Genomic DNA, 18,512 nt, shown 5'->3' on the forward strand with positions numbered 1-18,512 from the left:
GGATATGTTTTTGGAGATGTATCACACGTAGGGTACTGACCAGTCCATCGTATTAAAAATCCTTTCTCTTTGCTTTGTAAGTTAACCACCATAAAGGGATAGCCGTCCAAATCACCAACATTACAATAGAAATTATCAAACCCGTTTGTGTACCAAAGAATTTTTTGAACACTGCTCCCGTATATCCTAATAACGCAGAAATATCCAGTTCCAATAAAATTAAAATTCTTGAAAGGTCGATCGGGTTGAACATGGTGGCGGCCAGAGAAAATGTATCCAAGGGATATTCTTTAAAGATAATGAGGGACATTAAAAACAGCCCATCGTATATCACTGCCAAGAACAACCATAGGAGTACCGCATAGCCGAAGCCCTTGATTTTATTTTCATTGGAAAGGGCTATGTTAAAGGAAAGTGCTGTAAATATAAGGGTCAAAAATGCCCCTGTGACCAAAAGCAAGGAAAAATCGAATATGGCATCACTTTTAAAAAGGCCATACATAACAAAGGGGATACCCAAACCAAGGACAAGGCTCATGGTCTGGGAACCTGCAACCCCAAAATACTGCCCCAAAAATATGGACGACCTCCTGATGGGCTGGGCCAAAAGAAGCTCCGTAAATTCCTTGGAATTGTAATAATACATGACCCCAAAAATGGTTCCTATCAAGGGAACCAGTACAATTATGATGTTCATTAAGGTTATGACAGCTTTGGACACATCATTATTGAGAAACAATAGTACAAAACCCAATAAAAGATAGAATAGGAAATATACATAACTCCAGCGGCTCCTAATCAGGTCAAAAAAACTGTATTTTAATATTTTAAGCATGGTTCTTTGCGTTTGCTATGGCCGCAATGGCGTGTTCTAAATCGTTCTGTCGGGTCTGTTCCTTTAATTCCGGTATACTTCCCTTAAAATAGATTTTCCCCTCTAAAATATATACAATGGTATTGGCTACCTCTGCAACAAATTGCATAATATGTGAGGTAATTAAAATAGTTTTTCCTTTTTCCTTTTCCTCACGAATCAATCCCTTAAGATGAATAAGTGAGGCAGGATCTAGTCCTGTGGTGGGTTCGTCAAGTACGATTAGGGGACAATCGAACATAAAGGTCAATACAATATTCACCTTTTGTTTGGTTCCACCGGACAAGGTGGACAATCTTTTGTCCATGAAGGGTTCCAATTGAAAGAGTGTTATTAATCGTTGCTCCTCACTGGGTTTGCGGCGTAGATCTTGGATCATACGAATAAGTTCCCGTACTTTTAAATTACCGGGGAAATTCGCAATTTGTGGCAGATAATCAATTTGTTCACGGTACTTCCAGTTCTTTTTGATCGGGCCGCCGTTTACGGTTATAGTACCTTTTTGGGGTAACACCATCCCCAGGATACTTTTGATAAGGGTCGTCTTTCCAGAACCATTGGGGCCCAAAACCGCGAAGATTCCGTTGGTTTCAATGTCAAGATTTATACCCGATAGAACTTTATTTTTTCCAAAGGACTTGTGTAGTTCCTTAATGTGTATCATGTGATCTTTGTATTAGGGGGTTGGCGTCCATAAGGTTGTCTGGAGTAAAAACGGGCGATACTTTTTCCGAGAAGTCAATAATATCCATGAACAGGCTTCGTAAAAGAACGATTGTTTCTGGGGTCCTGTTCACGATATACGAAAACAGTTTGACCGGCCTATAGGGAATATCGCCTATACCGTCCTTGTCCAGGTCATACCCAGTGTAATCGCTCCAGTAGTTTTGGTCGAATTTGTTATCGTTCATTTTACTATTGTACGAAATATCAAAAGAGTTGTAAAGAAAATTATTCCTTGTAAACGTATTGGCGTAGCAAGCACCCAATACCTTTATGGCCCATCCGTTTGCAACAAAATCATTGTTGTCGTAAGTAATACGGTTGGATCCCTCTATATTGATTCCTATTGTATTTTCCTCAAAAACATTATTTACGATTTCGGCATCGTTTATTTCTTTTAGGAGCATTCCGTAAGAAGCCGTTCCCCAATTGTTCCTAAAGGTGTTCTTTATCATTTTGATGCGTTTTGAAAACATGACCGCCACTCCGGCACCATTCTCTTCAAAGGTATTACCCGTGTAAACATCGTCATTGGAGAACATAAAGTGAAGGCCATACCTAAGATTTTTCGTACTGGTGTTACCTTTAATCGTCACGTTATCGGAAAACTCCAAATAGATTCCGTCTCGTACGCCCTGTACAATGTTCCGTTCAACCTCAACATTGTGGGAATACCAAAGTTGTATACCATTGCCCGAATTGTACTCGTCCACAGCATCACCAATAATTTTGTTGTGAAAAATCTTGCCATGATTTGATTTTTCCAAATAAATGCCAAAAAACAACCTTTCCAAAACTACGTTCTGTATAAGGAAATGTTCGCTTTTAACCACGCGGATGGCTGCGTAATCCGTCGTATAGCTTGTGCCCACATTTATAATGAACAGTCCGTCTATGGTAACATGGTCTGAAACTATACGGATAATCTCCCCTTTTTCCTCTCCGTCCACAATGGGATATCCCTGTCCCAAAAGAGTCAATGGCTTATCAATAAGAATATTAAATTCTTTATAGGTTCCCTTCTTTATCAAAAGTGTATCGTGATCCATAGCTGTGGCGACCCCTTCCGATATAGTGCGAATCTCGCAGTCCGGACAGATAGGAACCGTTCTTCCAAAAGCCCGTTCCCCTAAAAGGGAGAACATGGACATGATCGTTATATAAATAAGATATGTTCTCATAATTTTACACTGTCATGGACATCTATGGCCCATAACTTTTACCGTCTATTTAAAAATTACAGAAAGGCTGTACGAGGTTAAACCCTTAAAAATGCCCAGTCAAGAAGGCCTTATTATCAAAAATTTGGAATTCTCAATTGCCTTTACCCAGTGTTTTTCTTCTTTTGGAAACCTAATGGACTCCTGCCTTTCCAAAGTATATTCCAGACCTTCTATATGTAAGATAATGGAGCCTTCCAGCACTATTAGCTGGGCGTCCGTATGTGAGGTATGCTCTGGGAAAACTGTATTCTTCTCTAGGCTGATACTCAATATTTCTATGGAATTTGAATCCTTAAAACGTTTTACCTGCAAACCATTGAAAGACTGTTCTTTAATCATATTATCTTTGGTGAGCTTTTTGGTCTCTGTATTCATATCCTACTATTTATGAGGTTCCGTTACGGCCTTTCCCGTTATTTTGGTCAATGTGATGCTATAAACTACAGGCATATCCGTTTCTTGTAATTTGCTTGAAAATAGGCTTAAAAAATGAGGACGTTCCAGATTTTTATGTTCTATGGTATTCTGTACGCCGTCAACAAAAAGTTTTAGGCCATTTTTGGCCCGTTCTCCTGCTAGCTCCTCAAAAATACCGTGTACCTGTACCGATTTCCAACTGCGAAAAGACTCGACATGATCTACTTGAAAAGAAACTCGGTTATATTGCCTTAACGCATGTATTCTATGTCCGTTGGATGCAAAACACAATAAACGTTTGTTGTTCTTATCGAAAAAATACGTTGAAGGCACCACATGTGGCTCATTCTCATATATGTATGCAAGACGACCCACATAGTTCTCCTCCAAGAGACCAGTACACTTTATATGCTCCAAATCTGATATCATTCCCATAATCACTGATTAAACCGTGTATTAATTTCCGTCCAGCTGAAAAGTTCCCCGCCGTGTTCGACTTGCACCTTCTTGGCGGCTTCCTCCGTGGCAAAGGCACTCAGATATTCCCCCATAGGACTTGGAATGTTCCTACTTATCAAAAAAGTAGCCTTGGTAGCATCTATCATGTTGCCTGGGTCGTTATAGTCGTTTACCAAAAAAAGGTCTACCGTTTCTGGATATATTTCCTTTAAATGGTTCAACATACATTCAGTAGCGTCAAAGGCGTAGGTTCTTCCCTTTTTGGTCATAAATTGAGAGGCATGTTGTTTGTCCACAATGGTCATTTTACAGTAATGACATCCCTCAGACCCATATTCCAGTGATTTTGGAGTTCTAGAACACCCCAAAATTATACCAAAAAAGAAAATGGAGGTTATAATGTTCTTTTTCATTGAGTTGCGTACTTTTTCGTTAGTGAAGTGTCGCTTTTCGGAGCCTTTTTCCAGCCAATGTAAAAGGCTGCCAGGGTAAGGCACATACCTATAAACATGGCCCAAGCACCTGCGGCTGGAAGTGAGGTAACATCAAAGTTCAACATCTTAGCATGTCCAAAAAGTGGGGGTTTGTAGCTCATGGGCGTACCGTCTGGATTGGCCAATTTCATAATGGCATTTGGGTCCAAATTTGTACCGTAATCCACCATCCAGGCATTAAAGTCGTACATTCCCATAACACCCAATATGCTCATCAGGACAAACCAGCCCAGAAACCATATGTAGCTTATTTTTCCGGCAAACCCTAAAATCCCGATCAACACACCTAAGCCTACCATAATACCTATGACTATAGGGAAGGTGCCAAATTCCCACATTTCCTCTGGTTTTGGTAGCTTTCGCATGCCTATATAATGGTTCAGGCCATCAATATTCTGTATATCGAACTCGTTCGCTCCCTTAATACCATCAATATAGATGTCCATACCCAAGGGTTCTGGATATTGGGGCGCACCCAACATAATATTCCAAAGAGGGAAAAAATAAAGCCCCAATAGGAATAATGGTCCTATAATCATTAGTATACTTGCTCTTTTCATCGTATGTCTTAATTAATTTAAATCCGTTCCCTAAAATTGGAATAAAAGATAGCGGGCGGATAGGTCTATGCACGGCCCGCTATCTTAACCAACCAACTAAATAAGGTTACTCTCCCAGAGTATAAGTCAAGGGAACATCAGAATCTGCAGGGGAAACCCTAACATATCCTTGCATTTCTTGGTGAAGGGCAGAACAGAAATCCGTACAATAGAACGGCCATACGCCTACCTTTTTGGGTTCCCAGAGCGATGTTTTGGTCTGTCCGGGCATAATAAGCAGTTCAGAGGTATTCTGCCCGATCATGGCAAATCCATGGGGCACATCGAAATCCTGCTCGTGATTGGTGATATGGAAGTATACCTTATCACCCACTTTTATACCTTCTATATTGTCTGGGGTAAAGTGACTTCTAATGGTGGACATATACACATGTACCTCTTTGCCCTCGCGAACCACTTTGGCCTGATCCGGACTGGTAACCGCAAACGGGTGCTTATTGTCATCAAGTCTATATATTTTTTTGGATTTTGGAGCCAATAGCTCTGCAGGAATACCGGCAGCGTAATGTGGTTCTCCATGCGTAGGAAAATCATAGATCAGCTCCATCTTATCGCCAGAAATATCATATAATTGCGCCGAGTGTTCCATCTCCGGACCAGTAGGTAGGTATCTGTCCTTGGTAATCTTGTTCATGGCAACAACATACTTGCCAAAAGGCTTTCTTGAGTTGCCCCCAGGAATCATTAAATGACCCACCGAATAGAAGGTAGGCTGCCTGTCCAAAACTTCCCAAGTCCCCAGTTTCCATTTTACTACTTCAGAGGAGATAAAAAAGGTAGTATATGCATTTCCTTTGTCATCAAACTCCGTATGTAAGGGCCCTAGTCCACCGCTTTTTACGGTCCCCGCCAATACATCCTCAAACTTAAGGATAGGTATTCCATAAGCTTCCCCATCAAATTTTTTGCCTTCAATGGCCGCAATCATCTTATCGAACGAATGTATGGTAAGGTCCGCGGACAATTTTCCGTTTCCAATAATGTACTGTCCGGATGGATCTACGTCACAACCATGGGGAGACTTGGGGGTGGGCAGGAAGAAGACGGCCCCGGGTACTTTTGTAGGGTCTACGGTAATTACTTCCTTCTTCATTGTGGAAGTAGCACTGTGTGTATGTTCATCGTATACGTTGTGGGCATATTCGGTGGCCATTTTGGTTCCTCCACCATTCTTAACGTATTCCGCTATCATCTTCCAATTGACCGCAGCGATGAAATCCTTATCGTTTTGGGATGAGTTTACCTCCATAAGTGAATTGGCCTCCTCTGTATTATAGGTAGTAAAAAAGAACCAACCGTGCGATTTGCCCCGTCCTGGGTGGGAAAGGTCATAGTTGAACCCTGGCATCATCATTTGAAAATCTAAATTCAGCCTACCTGTATCGGGTGCTATACTTATAAAGGAAAGTGCACCCTTGAAGTTGCCCTTGTACTCGTTAATGGGCATATCGCGCTGGGGAACGGGAACCGAAAAACGTGTTCCAGCAACCACATACTCCGTATTCTCCGTAATGAAAGAAGAACTATGGTTCCCTGCACTATTGGGCAATTCTATAATTTCCTCGGTCTCAAAGGTCGAAAGGCTTACCCTGGCTATTCTTGGTGTGTTGTTACCGTTGATGAAAATCCATCTTCCGTCCAACTCACCGTTGGTCTGGGAAATGTCAGGGTGGTGGGCATCGTCCCAAGGTACAAAGCCAAAGGAAGTGTTCAACATTGGTTTTGTTTCTTCGGAGTATCCGTACCCTGATGTTGGGAATTGTGAAAATACTGGTATTTCCTTGAAAAGCCGGCCCGATGGTAATCCATATACCGTAATGTTACCGCTATATCCACCGGACATAAACGCATAAAACTCATCTTGCTCACCGGGAGCAACATATACCTTTTCGGCATTATTGGACGCAAGGGCACTATTGGAACCGCCATTTCCGTTCTGATTGCCGCAACTGGTCAACAGCAACGCCGATACCATTAATGCGGATATAAAATAATTGTACTTTTTCATTTGACTTTCTATTTTAATTGTTTGTTCTAATTGTTTATTGGTTTGGGGGAAGAATTACTTTATCCACTACATGAACTATCCCATTTCCGGCTGGAATACTCGCAATAATCTTGGCACCTCCAACGTAGACGTCATCGCCTCTTACCTCAACTGTAGTATTTTGATCGTTTGCTTGGCCTAGTTTCTTGAATTTTTTAAGAAACCCTTTATCATAGTTTCCAGCGGTCACATGGTGTTTTAGAATATTGGCCAAAGCGTCTTTATTCTCAGGTTTCAACAATTCTTCTACGGTACCTGCCGGTAAGGCGTCAAAAGCGGCATTGGTGGGTGCAAAGACCATTAACGGCCCTGCATTGACCAATGCGTTCTCCAAGCTTGCTGCTTGAACCGCGGCAACCAAGGTTGTATGATCCGATGAACCAATGGCAATCTGTAATACATTAGGCTTTGATACATCATCTTCGATAAAGGCCTGCCCTTGTTTTTCGGTATTAGTAACTTCACTTGTTGCAGCGGGTGTATTACTTTTTTCTGGTTTGGCCTCATTTTTACAACTGCAAATCAAAAACAGCATTAAAAACGAGCCGACAACTAGTTTAAAATTGGTGGTTGTTCTCATAATTATTTGAATTTATAATGTTCTAAAATATTCAAGGATCGACCGGGTCTCCTCCACGGTCAAATTCTGGTTGGCCATAGCCGCACCGTTAAATTCTATCAACAAATCTTTGGCACAGCGATCTTGTTCGGTCATCAACTTAGGGTCCAATATCATGTTCATGATCCATTCAGGGCTTCTACGCTCTAGGATTCCTTTTGGAGAGGGCCCTATAAAACGTTTGTCCAACTTATGGCAGGCCGTACAGTTGGTCTTAAAGATTGCTTCTCCTGCTGCTGCCATTTCCATATTGATGACAGGGTCTAGTGTAATTTCTTTGATCTGCCCTACACCTTTATCTTCAAGCGTAATACGTTGTGAAGCGGGCACCTCGTTGTTAGGTTCTGGTGTTTCTGCTATCGTTTCTGTAGACTTTTTTCGATCCACATTAAAAGTCTCTTTCTTTTCCTCTTTACCTCCACAAGACAGTAATAGAAAGGAAATCACTAATCCGGTTACAAATGTTTTTGTATTCATATTTCAAAATTTAGGTTGTTGTCTTGAAAGTTCCCGTTAGGTGTCTTTAATGGCGAAAAAGAATGTATTTGTTTACCCATTTAATTTCCGTTTCAGGTACTTTATTATTGTTTTATGACTCAAAATTAGTGGTAAGGCCAGCCATTAAACATGATATTTATCATAAAGAGGATAAAAAAGTCTTTTAATCTTTATATTTGTAAAAAACGAATAAATATGCTTTCCAACTCTTCCAAATACGCTTTGACCGCAGTACTTTATCTGGCTGTAAATTCTTCTTTTGAACATAAAATCCTGGCCAAGGATATCAGTAAGGAAACCCAAATACCACAAGCGTATCTTTCAAAGTTGATGCAGGAACTTACCAGACACAATTTAATTTCCTCGGTACGGGGACCTAACGGCGGATTTTATTTGAACGAAGAAAACAGGGAGGTCTCCCTTCTGGAAATAGTGAACATTATTGATGGCGATAATAGGTTAACCTCCTGCATGCTGGGTTTACACTCCTGTAATAGCGACCATCCCTGCCCGGTTCACCATTTGGTTGGAGATACCAAGACAAAATTTGTTGAAAATCTTAAAAAAACTACCGTACAGGATTTGGTGGCGGATATAAAAATGGGGAAAAGTTTTTTAGGCATTTGATCAATATTTTTTTTGAATAGATACTGCAACGGTCCTAGAAATACAACTCTCTTATAAGGTATAAAATAGGGCGGATTCCTATCCTAAAATAGAAATCCGCCCTACCTACAAATGATTCAATGTTAATTAAAACTCTAGCTCAAAATATAGGGAACTGGCTTCGTTTTCATCGGTTACCGGTTCACCCTTTAGTACATCGCCTTGCTTATTGAATAGTTGTAGGTTTATCTTCCAGTAACCGGTCATGGTAAGTGAAAGTTTTCCATTATATTTTCCTGTGGAAGAATCAAAAGTCAGATTTTCGTTGTTTGGGGAACTATGGTTGCCCATACTTGGCATTCTGGGATCTATGCCCAAGGTATAACCTTCCACTATTGGAAAATTCATCATATTCTCCATTTGAAAGACCATGGCGGAAAACGCGTTAACCTTCACTTCAGGTTCAAAGGGTATCATGGCTACAATATATCTTTTATCATCGGCCCCAATAAAGCTCTGAACACGTTTAAAACCATCTTCAGGCATTCCTACATCTATCCGTTCTGAAATAGCATAGGTTTCCCCATCCAAGGTGTATTCCATATTCAGTTCCCAATACTCATCAGCATTACCTGGCATTTGAAACACGGCATATCCCATATATATCGTATCGTCTTCCATTTTGGAAATGGCGGATTTTGGACAGGAATGGGTCATAGAGGTCATGTGCATCAAAGGATTAACAGTAATTTGGGCATTGGAGAGATAGGTATCGGTACTTTCGTCCTTTATCCTATAATAGAACATGTTATAACCCACAGTAAAATCAGTATTCTCCGAATACAACTCGATTGTATGGTTATTGGCGGAGAGGGTCGTAAGTCGGTTCATTTCAGATAGTGGGTTTTCTTGCACGATAACGGGGTCGTCATTATCATCTGAACAGGAATTGAATAAGATGGCCACAGCCAAGGTTACAAGAAGAAATTTTATGGTTTTCATAGTATTTGATATTTAAAATGTGATTTAAAAAAAGTATACAATAATTTAATTAATGGCATATGAAAGGGTCAGATAGATATTGCGGCCCATTCTTGGAATATTGTTCCAGTCCGTATAGGTGGAATAATAGGTGTCAAATAAATTTTCTACGCCTACCTGTGCATCTAATCGGTCATCACTGATAAAAAAGGTTTTGGCCACGGAAAGGGATACCACGTTGTAGGCGGAAGTACTATCTTCGCCAAATTCTGAATTAAAATTCACTTGGTCCGCCGCACCTCGTAAACTTAGTGAAGCAGAGAACTTGGGCAAGGAATATCGAAAGCTGGTGGAGTAGGTAAGCGGACTTATAAAAGGTAGGTTCCTACTGTCTTGGTCAACACCCCGGTGGTAACTTACCAAGCCATTATATTTAAGGTTCTTGCTCATATCCCAGACTCCATTTATGCTTACGTTGAACAAGTTAGCGTACTCCAGGTTCCTATAGATTTTTACCCCGTCAGCCCCTATAGTCATGGTGCTGAGGGTGGGGTCTATTTCCCCAAGAATATAGTTTTGTGTATGAAAAAAGTTGCCCTCTGCCCCAATTTTTCCATTTTTGAAAGGAAGTGAGATTTTGGATTTCAGCTCCAAAGCGCCTTCATTTTTAAGGTTAGGGTCGCCAATATAATCGTGATTGTCAAAACTGTTGAACAGATAGAAACCAAATGCCTCCGAGACCGAAGGTGCCCTATCGCCATAGGAAACGCCATTCACAAGCTCAACATTTTTAAAAGTATACCGATATTCAGTGGACAGACTTTTTAGAAAACGGGCCTGTGTTTGTTCCATAGAGTGATAAAAAATGCGTAAGCTGTTTCGACCAAACTCATTGGCAACATTAGTACCCTGTGCGGAAATTCTCCCGGCAATAATTAATACACTATTTTCAAAGGCCATGGTGTTTTCTGCAAATAGTCCGGTGTTGAGCGTTCGAACATCGGGCCATGTAAGCATAAACATGGAGGCCTCGTTGGGATTATTGGGATACATCGTCATTTCGGCCAAGGACTTGTTGTAAAATCCGTCCCACTTAAAAAGCCATTTGTGCCCACCGCTCTGTAACCTTGCCTGCGAATAAAAACCATAGGTGTCGCTCCATCCAGGCATATCCATACGGATGGGAACATCTGGTCGTTGGCTGTCATCCATAATATGGGTAATGGAATTGGCGTATATTTTTGTTTCCCACTCATACAAATCACCTAAAAACGTATCCTGCACCCAACTTAAGGAACCAATAAAGGCCCTAGCCAAGGAGACATCCATGGGTAAGGCGGGGTATCCTACGTCCTTGGCCTCATCAAAAATAAAACTTGCGAGGAGTTTTTGGCTCTCGGAGAATTTTACCCCAGTGTTCAAGGAGACATTGTATTTGGTAAACTGGGAATAGGCCACCTCTTCCCCGTCGCCCGAAATGTAATTGTCCGCATCCCTATAAATGATATCCGAATCAACATAGAAACTATCCGAAGCATAATTAAGTTCGTATCCATAGATACGTGCATTGTTATTGCTTTCAAAACCGGTCTCAACGGCACTTTTCCAATCCGTTTGAACAAATCCACTTTTTTCCAGGCGCATATCCAGTGCCCCACCAATGGCGTTGCCCATCTTGGCACCTTGTTGGCCACTGGCAACATGTACATTTGATAGGTTTGAAACATCCACATACGAGGTAACGGGATCCATACGATCGGTACAGGCCCCAAAAATTCGCATACCGTCTATGGTGACAGACAAACGTTCCGAAGCCATATCATTGATCATGGGTTCCCAGGCATAGGCCCCTCTTTTTATCATGGAAACTTTTTGGGAAGACTCCAAATATCCATCAAGGGTAGCAAGAGGTTTTTGGTATGAACGATGTTCCATATCTTTATAAATGGGTGCGATTACAATAACCTCCGCGAGGTTGATCGGTAAGATGGAATCTTGATCTAAAGGAACGGGAACTTCCTGTCCAATACCTTTTCCATGAAAACTTAGGCAACAAAGTGCCAATAAGGCCATGTTGATGGTTTTTGGGCCTTTGAATACCCAAAATACCGGCCTTTTAAAGAAATAATACATAGTAATGTTTTTAAGATGACCCATACAGGGGGTGCTTTACGAATCCACATGACCGTGGACGCAAACACAATAATCAAATGGATACTGTATTAGAACAGTTCCGGGGGTTTCCCGAAATCGGAAAAAAGAAGTGAAGAAATTAACCCAGAAACCCCTGGGAAGTTGTTCCTTTTTTTATCAAAAACCGTTAGAGTGAAATCTATTGGGGCCAGGACTTCAAAAAAGACCAAGTGTATACTCTCCAACTTGGAGCGCTTTTCCCCAAAGGGATTATCCTCGCTATTCTTGGTCTCCTTGGCCAACTGTTTGGCTAAGTAACACTTTCCGTCGCACTGTAACTCTGGACGATCTTTGTTTTCGCACAGAACGTTTACGATATAGTCGTAATTTACAATGTACTCCACTATGGGCCATAGGGGCTTGACCAACATGGCCAGGGAGACACAAAGTATAACGACTTGTTTCATTATCTAATTCGATTTGCAAAAGTAGCTGGTATATCCCATAAAAAATGGAGATTACCGTTTAATAAGTACAAATCTATGAAGGCGTCTCCCTAAAGAATATGACAAATATCAGCAATAAAGGATAAAAATATCCTTTATTACTTCTCAACACTTGGGGAGCAATTTATGTTTAAGGTAAATACAAGCTAAGTTACATACAGCCCTTCTTAATAGAACCTCTGAAAGATTAAAATGTGGAATGAAAGCGTACATACGAATTGTTATATTTTTATGTTTCATGGCCCCATGTATTGTATTTAGCAAAACTTTTTCAATGAGATTCTATCAATAAAAATATTTTTGTACGTTTGTTAACCAATTGGTTAAACTATTTAGTTAATAAATAATCTAAAATGACAAAGCATAAGGACAATCAAACCGAGGAGAAGATATTGATCGCGGCACAACAGGTTTTTCAGGCTAAAGGAATGGATGGCGCCCGTATGCAGGAAATTGCTGATGAGGCAAGTATAAACAAGGCAATGTTACATTATTACTACAGAAGCAAACAGTTGCTTTTTGAAGCCGTATTCAATAAAGCCTTTGCCTTGTTGGCACCACAACTCAATGCCATACTCAATGACGACTCTCCTTTGGAGCAGAAAATAAGAAGCTTCACACATAATTATATCAGTTTTATGATGAAGTATCCCTATTTACCAGGTTTCATCATACAAGAACTCCACAGAAATCCAAAATTCGTCGAAAACATTAAAAGCAATGTGGCGTTTCCCAACATTTCAAAATTCAAAATCCAGGTAGAGGAGGAAATTGAAATAGGAACCATTGTTCCGGTGAATGCAGAGCAGTTGTTTATCAATATTTTGTCCTTAAACGTCTTTCCGTTTGTGGCTTCCCCGCTCATCAAAGCATTTACCAATGTAGATGACAAGGTTTACAAAGCGATGCTGGAAGACCGAAAAACGGCAGTTTCAGATTTTATAATCAATGCCATAAAAAAATAAGCAAATGAGATTTTTATTGATAGTATTTCTCTTTTCAACAATTGTTGGCCATACCCAAAACAGCATCAGTTTAGACGCCTGCTATGAGGGTTTAAAAGCCAATTATCCGCTGGCAAAACAAGGAGCAATTTTAGCGCAGCAAAATACTGCTGAACTTTCGGCAATCACCTCAAAAACATTGCCTCAGTTCAACCTCGATGCGCAAGCGACCTATCAAAGTGAGGTTACCGAAGTGCCTATCCCCAATCTGGATATCAATTCGTTGAACAACGACCAATATCGCGCAACGCTTACTGCCAATCAGTTGCTATACAATGGCGGAAGAATTAAGGCGAGCCAAGAGTTGCAAAATAGCAGTACCCAAAGAAAACAACAAGAAGTTGAAGTCAATTTGTACCAATTGAAACAACGGGTCAACCAACTCTATTTTTCCATTCTTTTAATCGACGACCAAATGCTCTTGCTAAACGCCAGAAAAGAACAATTAAACAGCACGTTGAACGAGGTGAAATCGGGTGTGAAAAATGGGGTGCTCCTACCCACTTCAGATAAGGTTATTGAAGCCGAATTATTAAAGATTTCACAGCAAAATCAAGAAGCAGCCAATAATAAATCTAAAGTAATAGCTTCCTTATCCACCCTAATCGGCATTCCGCTTTCCGTAGAAACCCAATTTCAAAAACCCTTGCTTTCTGTTGTGGGTGCAAACGATTTAAACCGACCCGAATTATCCTTGTTCAACCTACAAAAACAAGAAATTGAACAACAACAAAATCTTTTGTCCAAAGCCATAGCACCCGCAGTAAATGCCTTTGCAACAGGCGGTTTGGGCAATCCAGGACTCAACTTTTTAGAAAACGATTTTTCGGCCTATTACATTGTTGGGTTGAAGCTCAACTGGAATGTGTTTGACTGGAACGGCAATAAAAAACAACGGCAAGCACTCAACTTTTCAAAAGAACTCATCAGCAATCAGGAAGATGTTTTTAGACTGAACACCAATACCTCCTTACATGAACAACAAAAAGAAATGGAAACGCTTGAAAGTAATATGGCAATCGACCAACAACTTATATCCATTCAGCAAGAAGTTGTCCGCACTTTTGATGCACAATTAAAAAATGGTGTCATTACCACATCTCAATACATTATTGAACTTACCAAGCTTTTCCAAGCTGAAAATCAATTCAACCAACATAAAACCCAACTGGAACTGGCTAAAGCCAATTACAACACCTTAAAGGGCGATTTAAACTAGAAAAACCATGAAAAATATACCAATAATACTACTTATACCCACCGTTGTAACACTACTCATCGCGTGTAACGACAATGGAGACAAAGCAGATGGCTACGGAAACTTCGAAGCTACCGAAATAACCATTTCTGCCGAAAACACCGGAAAACTCATAGCTTTTAACATTGATGAAGGTACGGTCATTGAACAATATAAACGAATAGGGACTATAGATACCATTCCGCTTCACTTAAAAAAAGAGCAACTATTGGTACAAAAGGAGGTAATTGCCTCAAAGTCCAGAGGGGTTTTGTCTCAGATTGATGTGTTACAAGCAAAATTAAGAACAGCCAACACTAATAAGGTAAGAACTGAAAATCTCATTAAGGACAACGCCGGAACGCAAAAACAATTGGATGATGTTAATGGCGAAATCGCCGTTTTAAAAAACAGCATCCGTAGTGTTGAAATTCAAAACGCTCCGGTGGTAAACGAGCTTAAAGGTATCGATATACAACTGCTACAAATAGACGACCAAATTCAAAAAAGCAAGATCGTAAACCCTGTAAACGGAACAGTGTTGACCAAATATGCCGAGCCCAACGAAATTGTAAGTTTTGGCAAACCGCTCTATAAAATTGCCGATTTATCTACAATGGATTTGCGGGTGTATGTGAGCGAAACCCAATTGGCATCTGTTGCTATTGGCCAAACCGTAACCGTAAAAATCGATGACCAAGAGGGAATGAAATCCTATGATGGTATTGTTAGCTGGATAGCTTCGGAAGCGGAATTCACGCCAAAAATCATTCAAACCAAAGAAGAACGCGTTGCCCTTGTCTATGCCGTAAAAATACAGGTAAAAAATGACGGTAGCCTAAAAATAGGAATGCCTGCAGAAATGTGGTTAAACTCAAAAAACTAAATATAGAATCCATGAAAAAACTAGCATTAATAACATTAACAATCGCCACTTTATGGAGTTGCGGTACCGTAAAAAATAGCCATACGATGAACTTGAAGACCTTGCACACCCAAGAAAAAGACGTACAAACCCAACTTTTGTTTGAACCTACGGACGAGAAAGTAATCTCGCTTCAAATTGAAAAAAACAAAAGCCTAGAAGAGCACGTTTCTAAAGTACCGGCATTCTTGGTATGCGTGAGCGGTAAAGCCGTTTATTCTGATGAAAAAGGCACTAAAGAAACTTTACAAGCAGGCGATTATGTCTTTATTGAAGCCAATGTAAAACACCAAGTTGATGCGCTTAAAAAGAGTCATTTTTTATTGATAAAATAAATGGGAATCCTTGTAAAGAACATATCAAAATCCTATGGTAAGGTAACGGCTTTGTCCAATATTTCATTGGATGTAAAACCGGGCGAACTCTATGGCTTAATCGGTCCCGATGGCGCCGGCAAAACCACCTTGTTCAGGATTTTAACCACACTGTTGATTGCCGATAAAGGACAAGCAACTGTTACAGGTTTTGATGTGTTGAGCGATTATAAATCCATTAGAAACAGTGTAGGCTATATGCCGGGACGTTTTTCGTTGTATCAAGATTTAACCGTTGAGGAAAACCTGAATTTTTTCGCCACCATTTTTGGCACTAGCATAGCGGAAAACTACGATTTAATTAAAGACATCTATGTACAAATAGAACCTTTTAAAAACCGAAGAGCAGGCAAACTGTCGGGCGGAATGAAACAAAAGCTCGCCTTGAGCTGTGCCTTGATTCACAAACCCAAAGTCTTGTTTTTAGACGAACCAACAACCGGCGTTGACCCGGTTTCAAGAAAAGAATTTTGGGAAATGCTTAAACGCTTGCAGCAAAAAGGCATCACCATTTTGGTATCCACACCCTATATGGACGAAGCCGCTTTATGCGACCGTATCGCATTAATTCAAGGCGGTAAAATCCTTGAAATAGATATCCCAAAAGCTATTGTTGGCCACTTTCTAAAACCACTGTATAATATCAGTGCTTCTAATATGTACAGCTTAATTACGAGTTTAACCCATTATGAGCATACCTATAGTGTTTTCCCTTTCGGGGAATTTGTGCATTATACCGATAAGAGAGAAGCAATGAATGTTGAGGAAATAAAATCCTATTTAGTACAACAAGGACTTACCAATATTCATATTGAACTCACCCAACCCACCATAGAAGATACCTTTATGGAATTAGCCAAATGATGAAAGCACAAAACGTTATAGAAGTCGATAATCTATCCAAACTATTTGGTGATTTTGTAGCGGTAAACCAAATAAGTTTCCACGTAAAAGCTGGGGAGATTTTTGGATTTCTAGGTGCCAATGGTGCCGGAAAAACTACGGCAATGAAAATGCTTATTGGCATTTCGTCCCCTTCTTCAGGCAAAGCCACAGTAGCTGGATTTGATGTTTACAAACAAGCCGAATCCATCAAAAAAAACATTGGCTATATGAGTCAAAAGTTTGCTTTGTACGATGACCTTACCGTAAAAGAAAACATTACATTTTTTGGAGGAATTTATGGCTTGTCCAAAAAACAAATAGACCAAAAACGTTGCGAACTGGTTGAAGAATTAGGACTTCAAGAAGTAACCAATAGTTTGGTGGCCTCCTTGCCCTTGGGCTGGAAACAGAAGCTGGCATTTTCGGTGTCCTTATTGCACGAACCCAAAATTGTGTTTTTAGATGAACCTACCGGTGGCGTTGACCCCATTACGAGACGACAATTTTGGGAACTCATTTACAAAGCTGCCCACAATGGCACTACCATATTCGTAACTACCCATTATATGGACGAAGCGGAATATTGCGACCGGGTATCTATAATGGTAAATGGAAAAATTGACGCACTGGACACACCCAAAAAGTTAAAAGAACAGTACAAAACAGATACAATGAACGATGTATTTCTAAAATTGGCAAGAGGATGAAACGATTTGTAGGTTCTGTTAGAAAAGAATTTTATCACATTTTCCGTGATAGGCGTTCGCTGTTTATTTTGTTCGGGATGCCTATTGTCCAAATCCTTTTGTTCGGTTTTGCCATTACCAATGAAATTAACAATGTGGATATCGCCATTTTGGACCAGTCCAATGATGTTACTTCCAAAGAAATCATCAATAAAATTGCTGCTTCAAAGCATTTTAGCATTTTAGATATCATTCAACAAGAGTCGTCCATAGAATCCATATTCAAAAAAGGAAAGGTAAAAGCCGTACTTCAGTTTGAAAATAATTTTGGGCGTCACCTTATTAAAGAAAAACAAGCAACCGTACAAATATTGACCGATGCCACCGACCCCAATATGGCAAATACCATCAGTAATTACATCTCGTCCATCCTTAAAAATTACCAACAAGAATTAAACAACACGGTGTCCATAGATTACCAAATTGTACCACAAAGCCGAATGGTCTATAACGCTGAACTCAAAAGCGTATATATGTTTGTTCCCGGTGTAATGACGGTTATTTTGATGTTGGTGTCCGCAATGATGACCTCTATATCCATCACCCGCGAAAAGGAGCAAGGCACCATGGAAATTTTATTAGTGTCACCCTTAAAACCCTTTCAGGTGATTATTGGCAAAGTGTTTCCTTACATTTTTTTATCGGTTATCAATGCCATTGTCATAGTGCTGTTGAGTATATTTATTTTTAATGTTCCCGTAAAGGGCAGTTTGTTTTTGTTAGGGTTTGAAAGCATCTTGTTCATAATTACATCATTGGCGTTGGGTATTTTAATTTCAACCATTTCGTCAACCCAACAAACCGCGATGATGATTTCCCTCATGGGTTTAATGCTGCCCACCATATTGCTGTCCGGATTTATTTTCCCTATCAGCAGTATGCCCTTGCCATTACAAGGTATTAGCAACATTATTCCCGCCAAGTGGTTTATCATTATTGTTAAAGGTATTATGCTCAAAGGCGTTGGTATTGGCTTTCTATTAAAGGAAACCTTGATTTTATTTGCTATGACCTTAGTATTTATGGGCATCAGCGTTAAAAAATATAAAATTAGGCTCGAATGAAATGAAAGCCTAGAAAGGGCATTTTTAAAAAAATTTGTTGCTGATCAACATGAATAAGACCTAACCAAAAAGTCTAG

The 18,512-nt window shown here is 40.1% G+C and carries 21 protein-coding genes; 8 read left to right on the forward strand and 13 right to left on the reverse strand.

All coding sequences use genetic code 11. The features are described from left to right. Positions 1-52: 52 nt before the first annotated feature. The 10 genes from IL355_RS04200 to IL355_RS04245 all read right to left on the reverse strand — a co-directional run bounded on the left by IL355_RS04200 (position 53) and on the right by IL355_RS04245 (position 7,953). A complete protein-coding gene (locus tag IL355_RS04200) occupies positions 53-835 on the reverse strand; it encodes an ABC transporter permease (RefSeq protein WP_192460922.1) in 783 nt (260 codons plus the stop codon). Next, positions 828-1,538: an ABC transporter ATP-binding protein gene (locus IL355_RS04205; RefSeq protein ID WP_192460923.1), complete on the reverse strand. Its 711-nt coding sequence runs from the start codon at positions 1,536-1,538 to the stop codon at positions 828-830. Before IL355_RS04205 ends, IL355_RS04200 begins: the two co-directional genes overlap by 8 nt. Next, positions 1,525-2,742, reverse strand: a complete 1,218-nt coding sequence (locus tag IL355_RS04210) for a nitrous oxide reductase family maturation protein NosD (protein ID WP_380081203.1) — start codon at positions 2,740-2,742, stop codon at positions 1,525-1,527. Before IL355_RS04210 ends, IL355_RS04205 begins: the two co-directional genes overlap by 14 nt. A gap of 135 nt (positions 2,743-2,877) precedes the next feature. Then, complete coding sequence (locus IL355_RS04215) at positions 2,878-3,195, reverse strand: cupin domain-containing protein (RefSeq protein ID WP_192460924.1); 318 nt, start codon at positions 3,193-3,195, stop codon at positions 2,878-2,880. Between the two features lie 6 nt (positions 3,196-3,201). Further along, complete coding sequence (locus IL355_RS04220; protein ID WP_192460925.1) at positions 3,202-3,672, reverse strand: pyridoxamine 5'-phosphate oxidase family protein; 471 nt, start codon at positions 3,670-3,672, stop codon at positions 3,202-3,204. A 2-nt stretch (positions 3,673-3,674) separates the two neighbouring features. Continuing rightward, on the reverse strand, positions 3,675-4,109 hold the full coding sequence (locus IL355_RS04225) for a nitrous oxide reductase accessory protein NosL (RefSeq protein WP_192460926.1): 435 nt from the start codon (positions 4,107-4,109) through the stop codon (positions 3,675-3,677). After that, entirely contained in the window at positions 4,106-4,750 is a 645-nt protein-coding gene (locus tag IL355_RS04230) for a hypothetical protein (RefSeq protein ID WP_192460927.1), read from the reverse strand. The genes IL355_RS04225 and IL355_RS04230 overlap by 4 nt, the downstream gene beginning before the upstream one ends. 106 nt (positions 4,751-4,856) lie before the next feature. Continuing rightward, positions 4,857-6,818 (reverse strand): Sec-dependent nitrous-oxide reductase, encoded by a 1,962-nt coding sequence (nosZ, locus tag IL355_RS04235; RefSeq protein WP_192460928.1) that lies wholly within the window; start codon positions 6,816-6,818, stop codon positions 4,857-4,859. Between the two features lie 34 nt (positions 6,819-6,852). Next, positions 6,853-7,437 (reverse strand): fasciclin domain-containing protein, encoded by a 585-nt coding sequence (locus IL355_RS04240; RefSeq protein ID WP_192460929.1) that lies wholly within the window; start codon positions 7,435-7,437, stop codon positions 6,853-6,855. Positions 7,438-7,449: 12 nt separating this feature from the next. Beyond that, on the reverse strand, positions 7,450-7,953 hold the full coding sequence (locus IL355_RS04245) for a c-type cytochrome (RefSeq protein WP_192460930.1): 504 nt from the start codon (positions 7,951-7,953) through the stop codon (positions 7,450-7,452). Positions 7,954-8,169: 216 nt separating this feature from the next. Between IL355_RS04245 and IL355_RS04250 the strand changes: the two genes are divergently transcribed. Further along, a complete protein-coding gene (locus tag IL355_RS04250; protein ID WP_192460931.1) occupies positions 8,170-8,601 on the forward strand; it encodes an RrF2 family transcriptional regulator in 432 nt (143 codons plus the stop codon). A gap of 126 nt (positions 8,602-8,727) precedes the next feature. Here IL355_RS04250 and IL355_RS04255 read toward each other — a convergent pair whose 3' ends face one another. The 3 genes from IL355_RS04255 to IL355_RS04265 all read right to left on the reverse strand — a co-directional run bounded on the left by IL355_RS04255 (position 8,728) and on the right by IL355_RS04265 (position 12,161). Continuing rightward, positions 8,728-9,582, reverse strand: coding sequence for a hypothetical protein (locus IL355_RS04255; RefSeq protein ID WP_192460932.1), 855 nt, complete (start codon positions 9,580-9,582; stop codon positions 8,728-8,730). Between the two features lie 45 nt (positions 9,583-9,627). Continuing rightward, positions 9,628-11,694, reverse strand: coding sequence for a TonB-dependent receptor plug domain-containing protein (locus IL355_RS04260; protein WP_192460933.1), 2,067 nt, complete (start codon positions 11,692-11,694; stop codon positions 9,628-9,630). Between the two features lie 89 nt (positions 11,695-11,783). Then, a complete protein-coding gene (locus IL355_RS04265; protein ID WP_192460934.1) occupies positions 11,784-12,161 on the reverse strand; it encodes a hypothetical protein in 378 nt (125 codons plus the stop codon). 392 nt (positions 12,162-12,553) lie between these two features. On the opposite strand from IL355_RS04265, the gene IL355_RS04270 reads away from it, so the two are divergent. The 7 genes from IL355_RS04270 to IL355_RS04300 are packed head-to-tail and all read left to right on the forward strand — an operon-like array spanning position 12,554 to position 18,435. Further along, a complete protein-coding gene (locus IL355_RS04270; protein WP_192460935.1) occupies positions 12,554-13,165 on the forward strand; it encodes a TetR/AcrR family transcriptional regulator in 612 nt (203 codons plus the stop codon). Between the two features lie 4 nt (positions 13,166-13,169). Further along, positions 13,170-14,423, forward strand: a complete 1,254-nt coding sequence (locus IL355_RS04275; protein WP_192460936.1) for a TolC family protein — start codon at positions 13,170-13,172, stop codon at positions 14,421-14,423. 7 nt (positions 14,424-14,430) lie between these two features. Continuing rightward, entirely contained in the window at positions 14,431-15,327 is an 897-nt protein-coding gene (locus IL355_RS04280; protein WP_192460937.1) for an HlyD family secretion protein, read from the forward strand. A gap of 11 nt (positions 15,328-15,338) precedes the next feature. Next, positions 15,339-15,701 carry a cupin domain-containing protein gene (locus tag IL355_RS04285; protein ID WP_225621107.1) on the forward strand — a complete coding sequence of 121 codons (363 nt, stop codon included), beginning with the start codon at positions 15,339-15,341 and terminating at the stop codon, positions 15,699-15,701. Then, positions 15,702-16,604: an ABC transporter ATP-binding protein gene (locus IL355_RS04290; protein ID WP_192460938.1), complete on the forward strand. Its 903-nt coding sequence runs from the start codon at positions 15,702-15,704 to the stop codon at positions 16,602-16,604. Further along, positions 16,604-17,332, forward strand: a complete 729-nt coding sequence (locus IL355_RS04295) for an ABC transporter ATP-binding protein (RefSeq protein ID WP_192461345.1) — start codon at positions 16,604-16,606, stop codon at positions 17,330-17,332. Before IL355_RS04290 ends, IL355_RS04295 begins: the two co-directional genes overlap by 1 nt. Further along, a complete protein-coding gene (locus IL355_RS04300) occupies positions 17,329-18,435 on the forward strand; it encodes an ABC transporter permease (protein ID WP_192460939.1) in 1,107 nt (368 codons plus the stop codon). Before IL355_RS04295 ends, IL355_RS04300 begins: the two co-directional genes overlap by 4 nt. Positions 18,436-18,512: the final 77 nt, after the last annotated feature.

Source organism: Euzebyella saccharophila, from assembly GCF_014855495.1.
Classification (GTDB): domain Bacteria; phylum Bacteroidota; class Bacteroidia; order Flavobacteriales; family Flavobacteriaceae; genus Euzebyella; species Euzebyella saccharophila.

Excerpts from the sequence above, each read along its gene's own strand:
- IL355_RS04290 (WP_192460938.1), top strand. The coding sequence starts at position 15,702 with ATGGGAATCCTTGTAAAGAACATATCAAAATCCTATGGTAAGGTAACG.
- IL355_RS04265 (WP_192460934.1), bottom strand. The coding sequence starts at position 12,161 with ATGAAACAAGTCGTTATACTTTGTGTCTCCCTGGCCATGTTGGTCAAG.
- IL355_RS04300 (WP_192460939.1), top strand. The coding sequence starts at position 17,329 with ATGAAACGATTTGTAGGTTCTGTTAGAAAAGAATTTTATCACATTTTC.
- IL355_RS04240 (WP_192460929.1), bottom strand. The coding sequence starts at position 7,437 with ATGAGAACAACCACCAATTTTAAACTAGTTGTCGGCTCGTTTTTAATG.
- nosZ (WP_192460928.1), bottom strand. The coding sequence starts at position 6,818 with ATGAAAAAGTACAATTATTTTATATCCGCATTAATGGTATCGGCGTTG.
- IL355_RS04230 (WP_192460927.1), bottom strand. The coding sequence starts at position 4,750 with ATGAAAAGAGCAAGTATACTAATGATTATAGGACCATTATTCCTATTG.
- IL355_RS04225 (WP_192460926.1), bottom strand. The coding sequence starts at position 4,109 with ATGAAAAAGAACATTATAACCTCCATTTTCTTTTTTGGTATAATTTTG.
- IL355_RS04270 (WP_192460935.1), top strand. The coding sequence starts at position 12,554 with ATGACAAAGCATAAGGACAATCAAACCGAGGAGAAGATATTGATCGCG.
- IL355_RS04280 (WP_192460937.1), top strand. The coding sequence starts at position 14,431 with ATGAAAAATATACCAATAATACTACTTATACCCACCGTTGTAACACTA.
- IL355_RS04250 (WP_192460931.1), top strand. The coding sequence starts at position 8,170 with ATGCTTTCCAACTCTTCCAAATACGCTTTGACCGCAGTACTTTATCTG.
- IL355_RS04275 (WP_192460936.1), top strand. The coding sequence starts at position 13,170 with ATGAGATTTTTATTGATAGTATTTCTCTTTTCAACAATTGTTGGCCAT.
- IL355_RS04295 (WP_192461345.1), top strand. The coding sequence starts at position 16,604 with ATGAAAGCACAAAACGTTATAGAAGTCGATAATCTATCCAAACTATTT.
- IL355_RS04255 (WP_192460932.1), bottom strand. The coding sequence starts at position 9,582 with ATGAAAACCATAAAATTTCTTCTTGTAACCTTGGCTGTGGCCATCTTA.
- IL355_RS04285 (WP_225621107.1), top strand. The coding sequence starts at position 15,339 with ATGAAAAAACTAGCATTAATAACATTAACAATCGCCACTTTATGGAGT.
- IL355_RS04260 (WP_192460933.1), bottom strand. The coding sequence starts at position 11,694 with ATGTATTATTTCTTTAAAAGGCCGGTATTTTGGGTATTCAAAGGCCCA.
- IL355_RS04215 (WP_192460924.1), bottom strand. The coding sequence starts at position 3,195 with ATGAATACAGAGACCAAAAAGCTCACCAAAGATAATATGATTAAAGAA.
- IL355_RS04200 (WP_192460922.1), bottom strand. The coding sequence starts at position 835 with ATGCTTAAAATATTAAAATACAGTTTTTTTGACCTGATTAGGAGCCGC.
- IL355_RS04245 (WP_192460930.1), bottom strand. The coding sequence starts at position 7,953 with ATGAATACAAAAACATTTGTAACCGGATTAGTGATTTCCTTTCTATTA.
- IL355_RS04210 (WP_380081203.1), bottom strand. The coding sequence starts at position 2,742 with ATGTTCTCCCTTTTAGGGGAACGGGCTTTTGGAAGAACGGTTCCTATC.
- IL355_RS04205 (WP_192460923.1), bottom strand. The coding sequence starts at position 1,538 with ATGATACACATTAAGGAACTACACAAGTCCTTTGGAAAAAATAAAGTT.
- IL355_RS04220 (WP_192460925.1), bottom strand. The coding sequence starts at position 3,672 with ATGGGAATGATATCAGATTTGGAGCATATAAAGTGTACTGGTCTCTTG.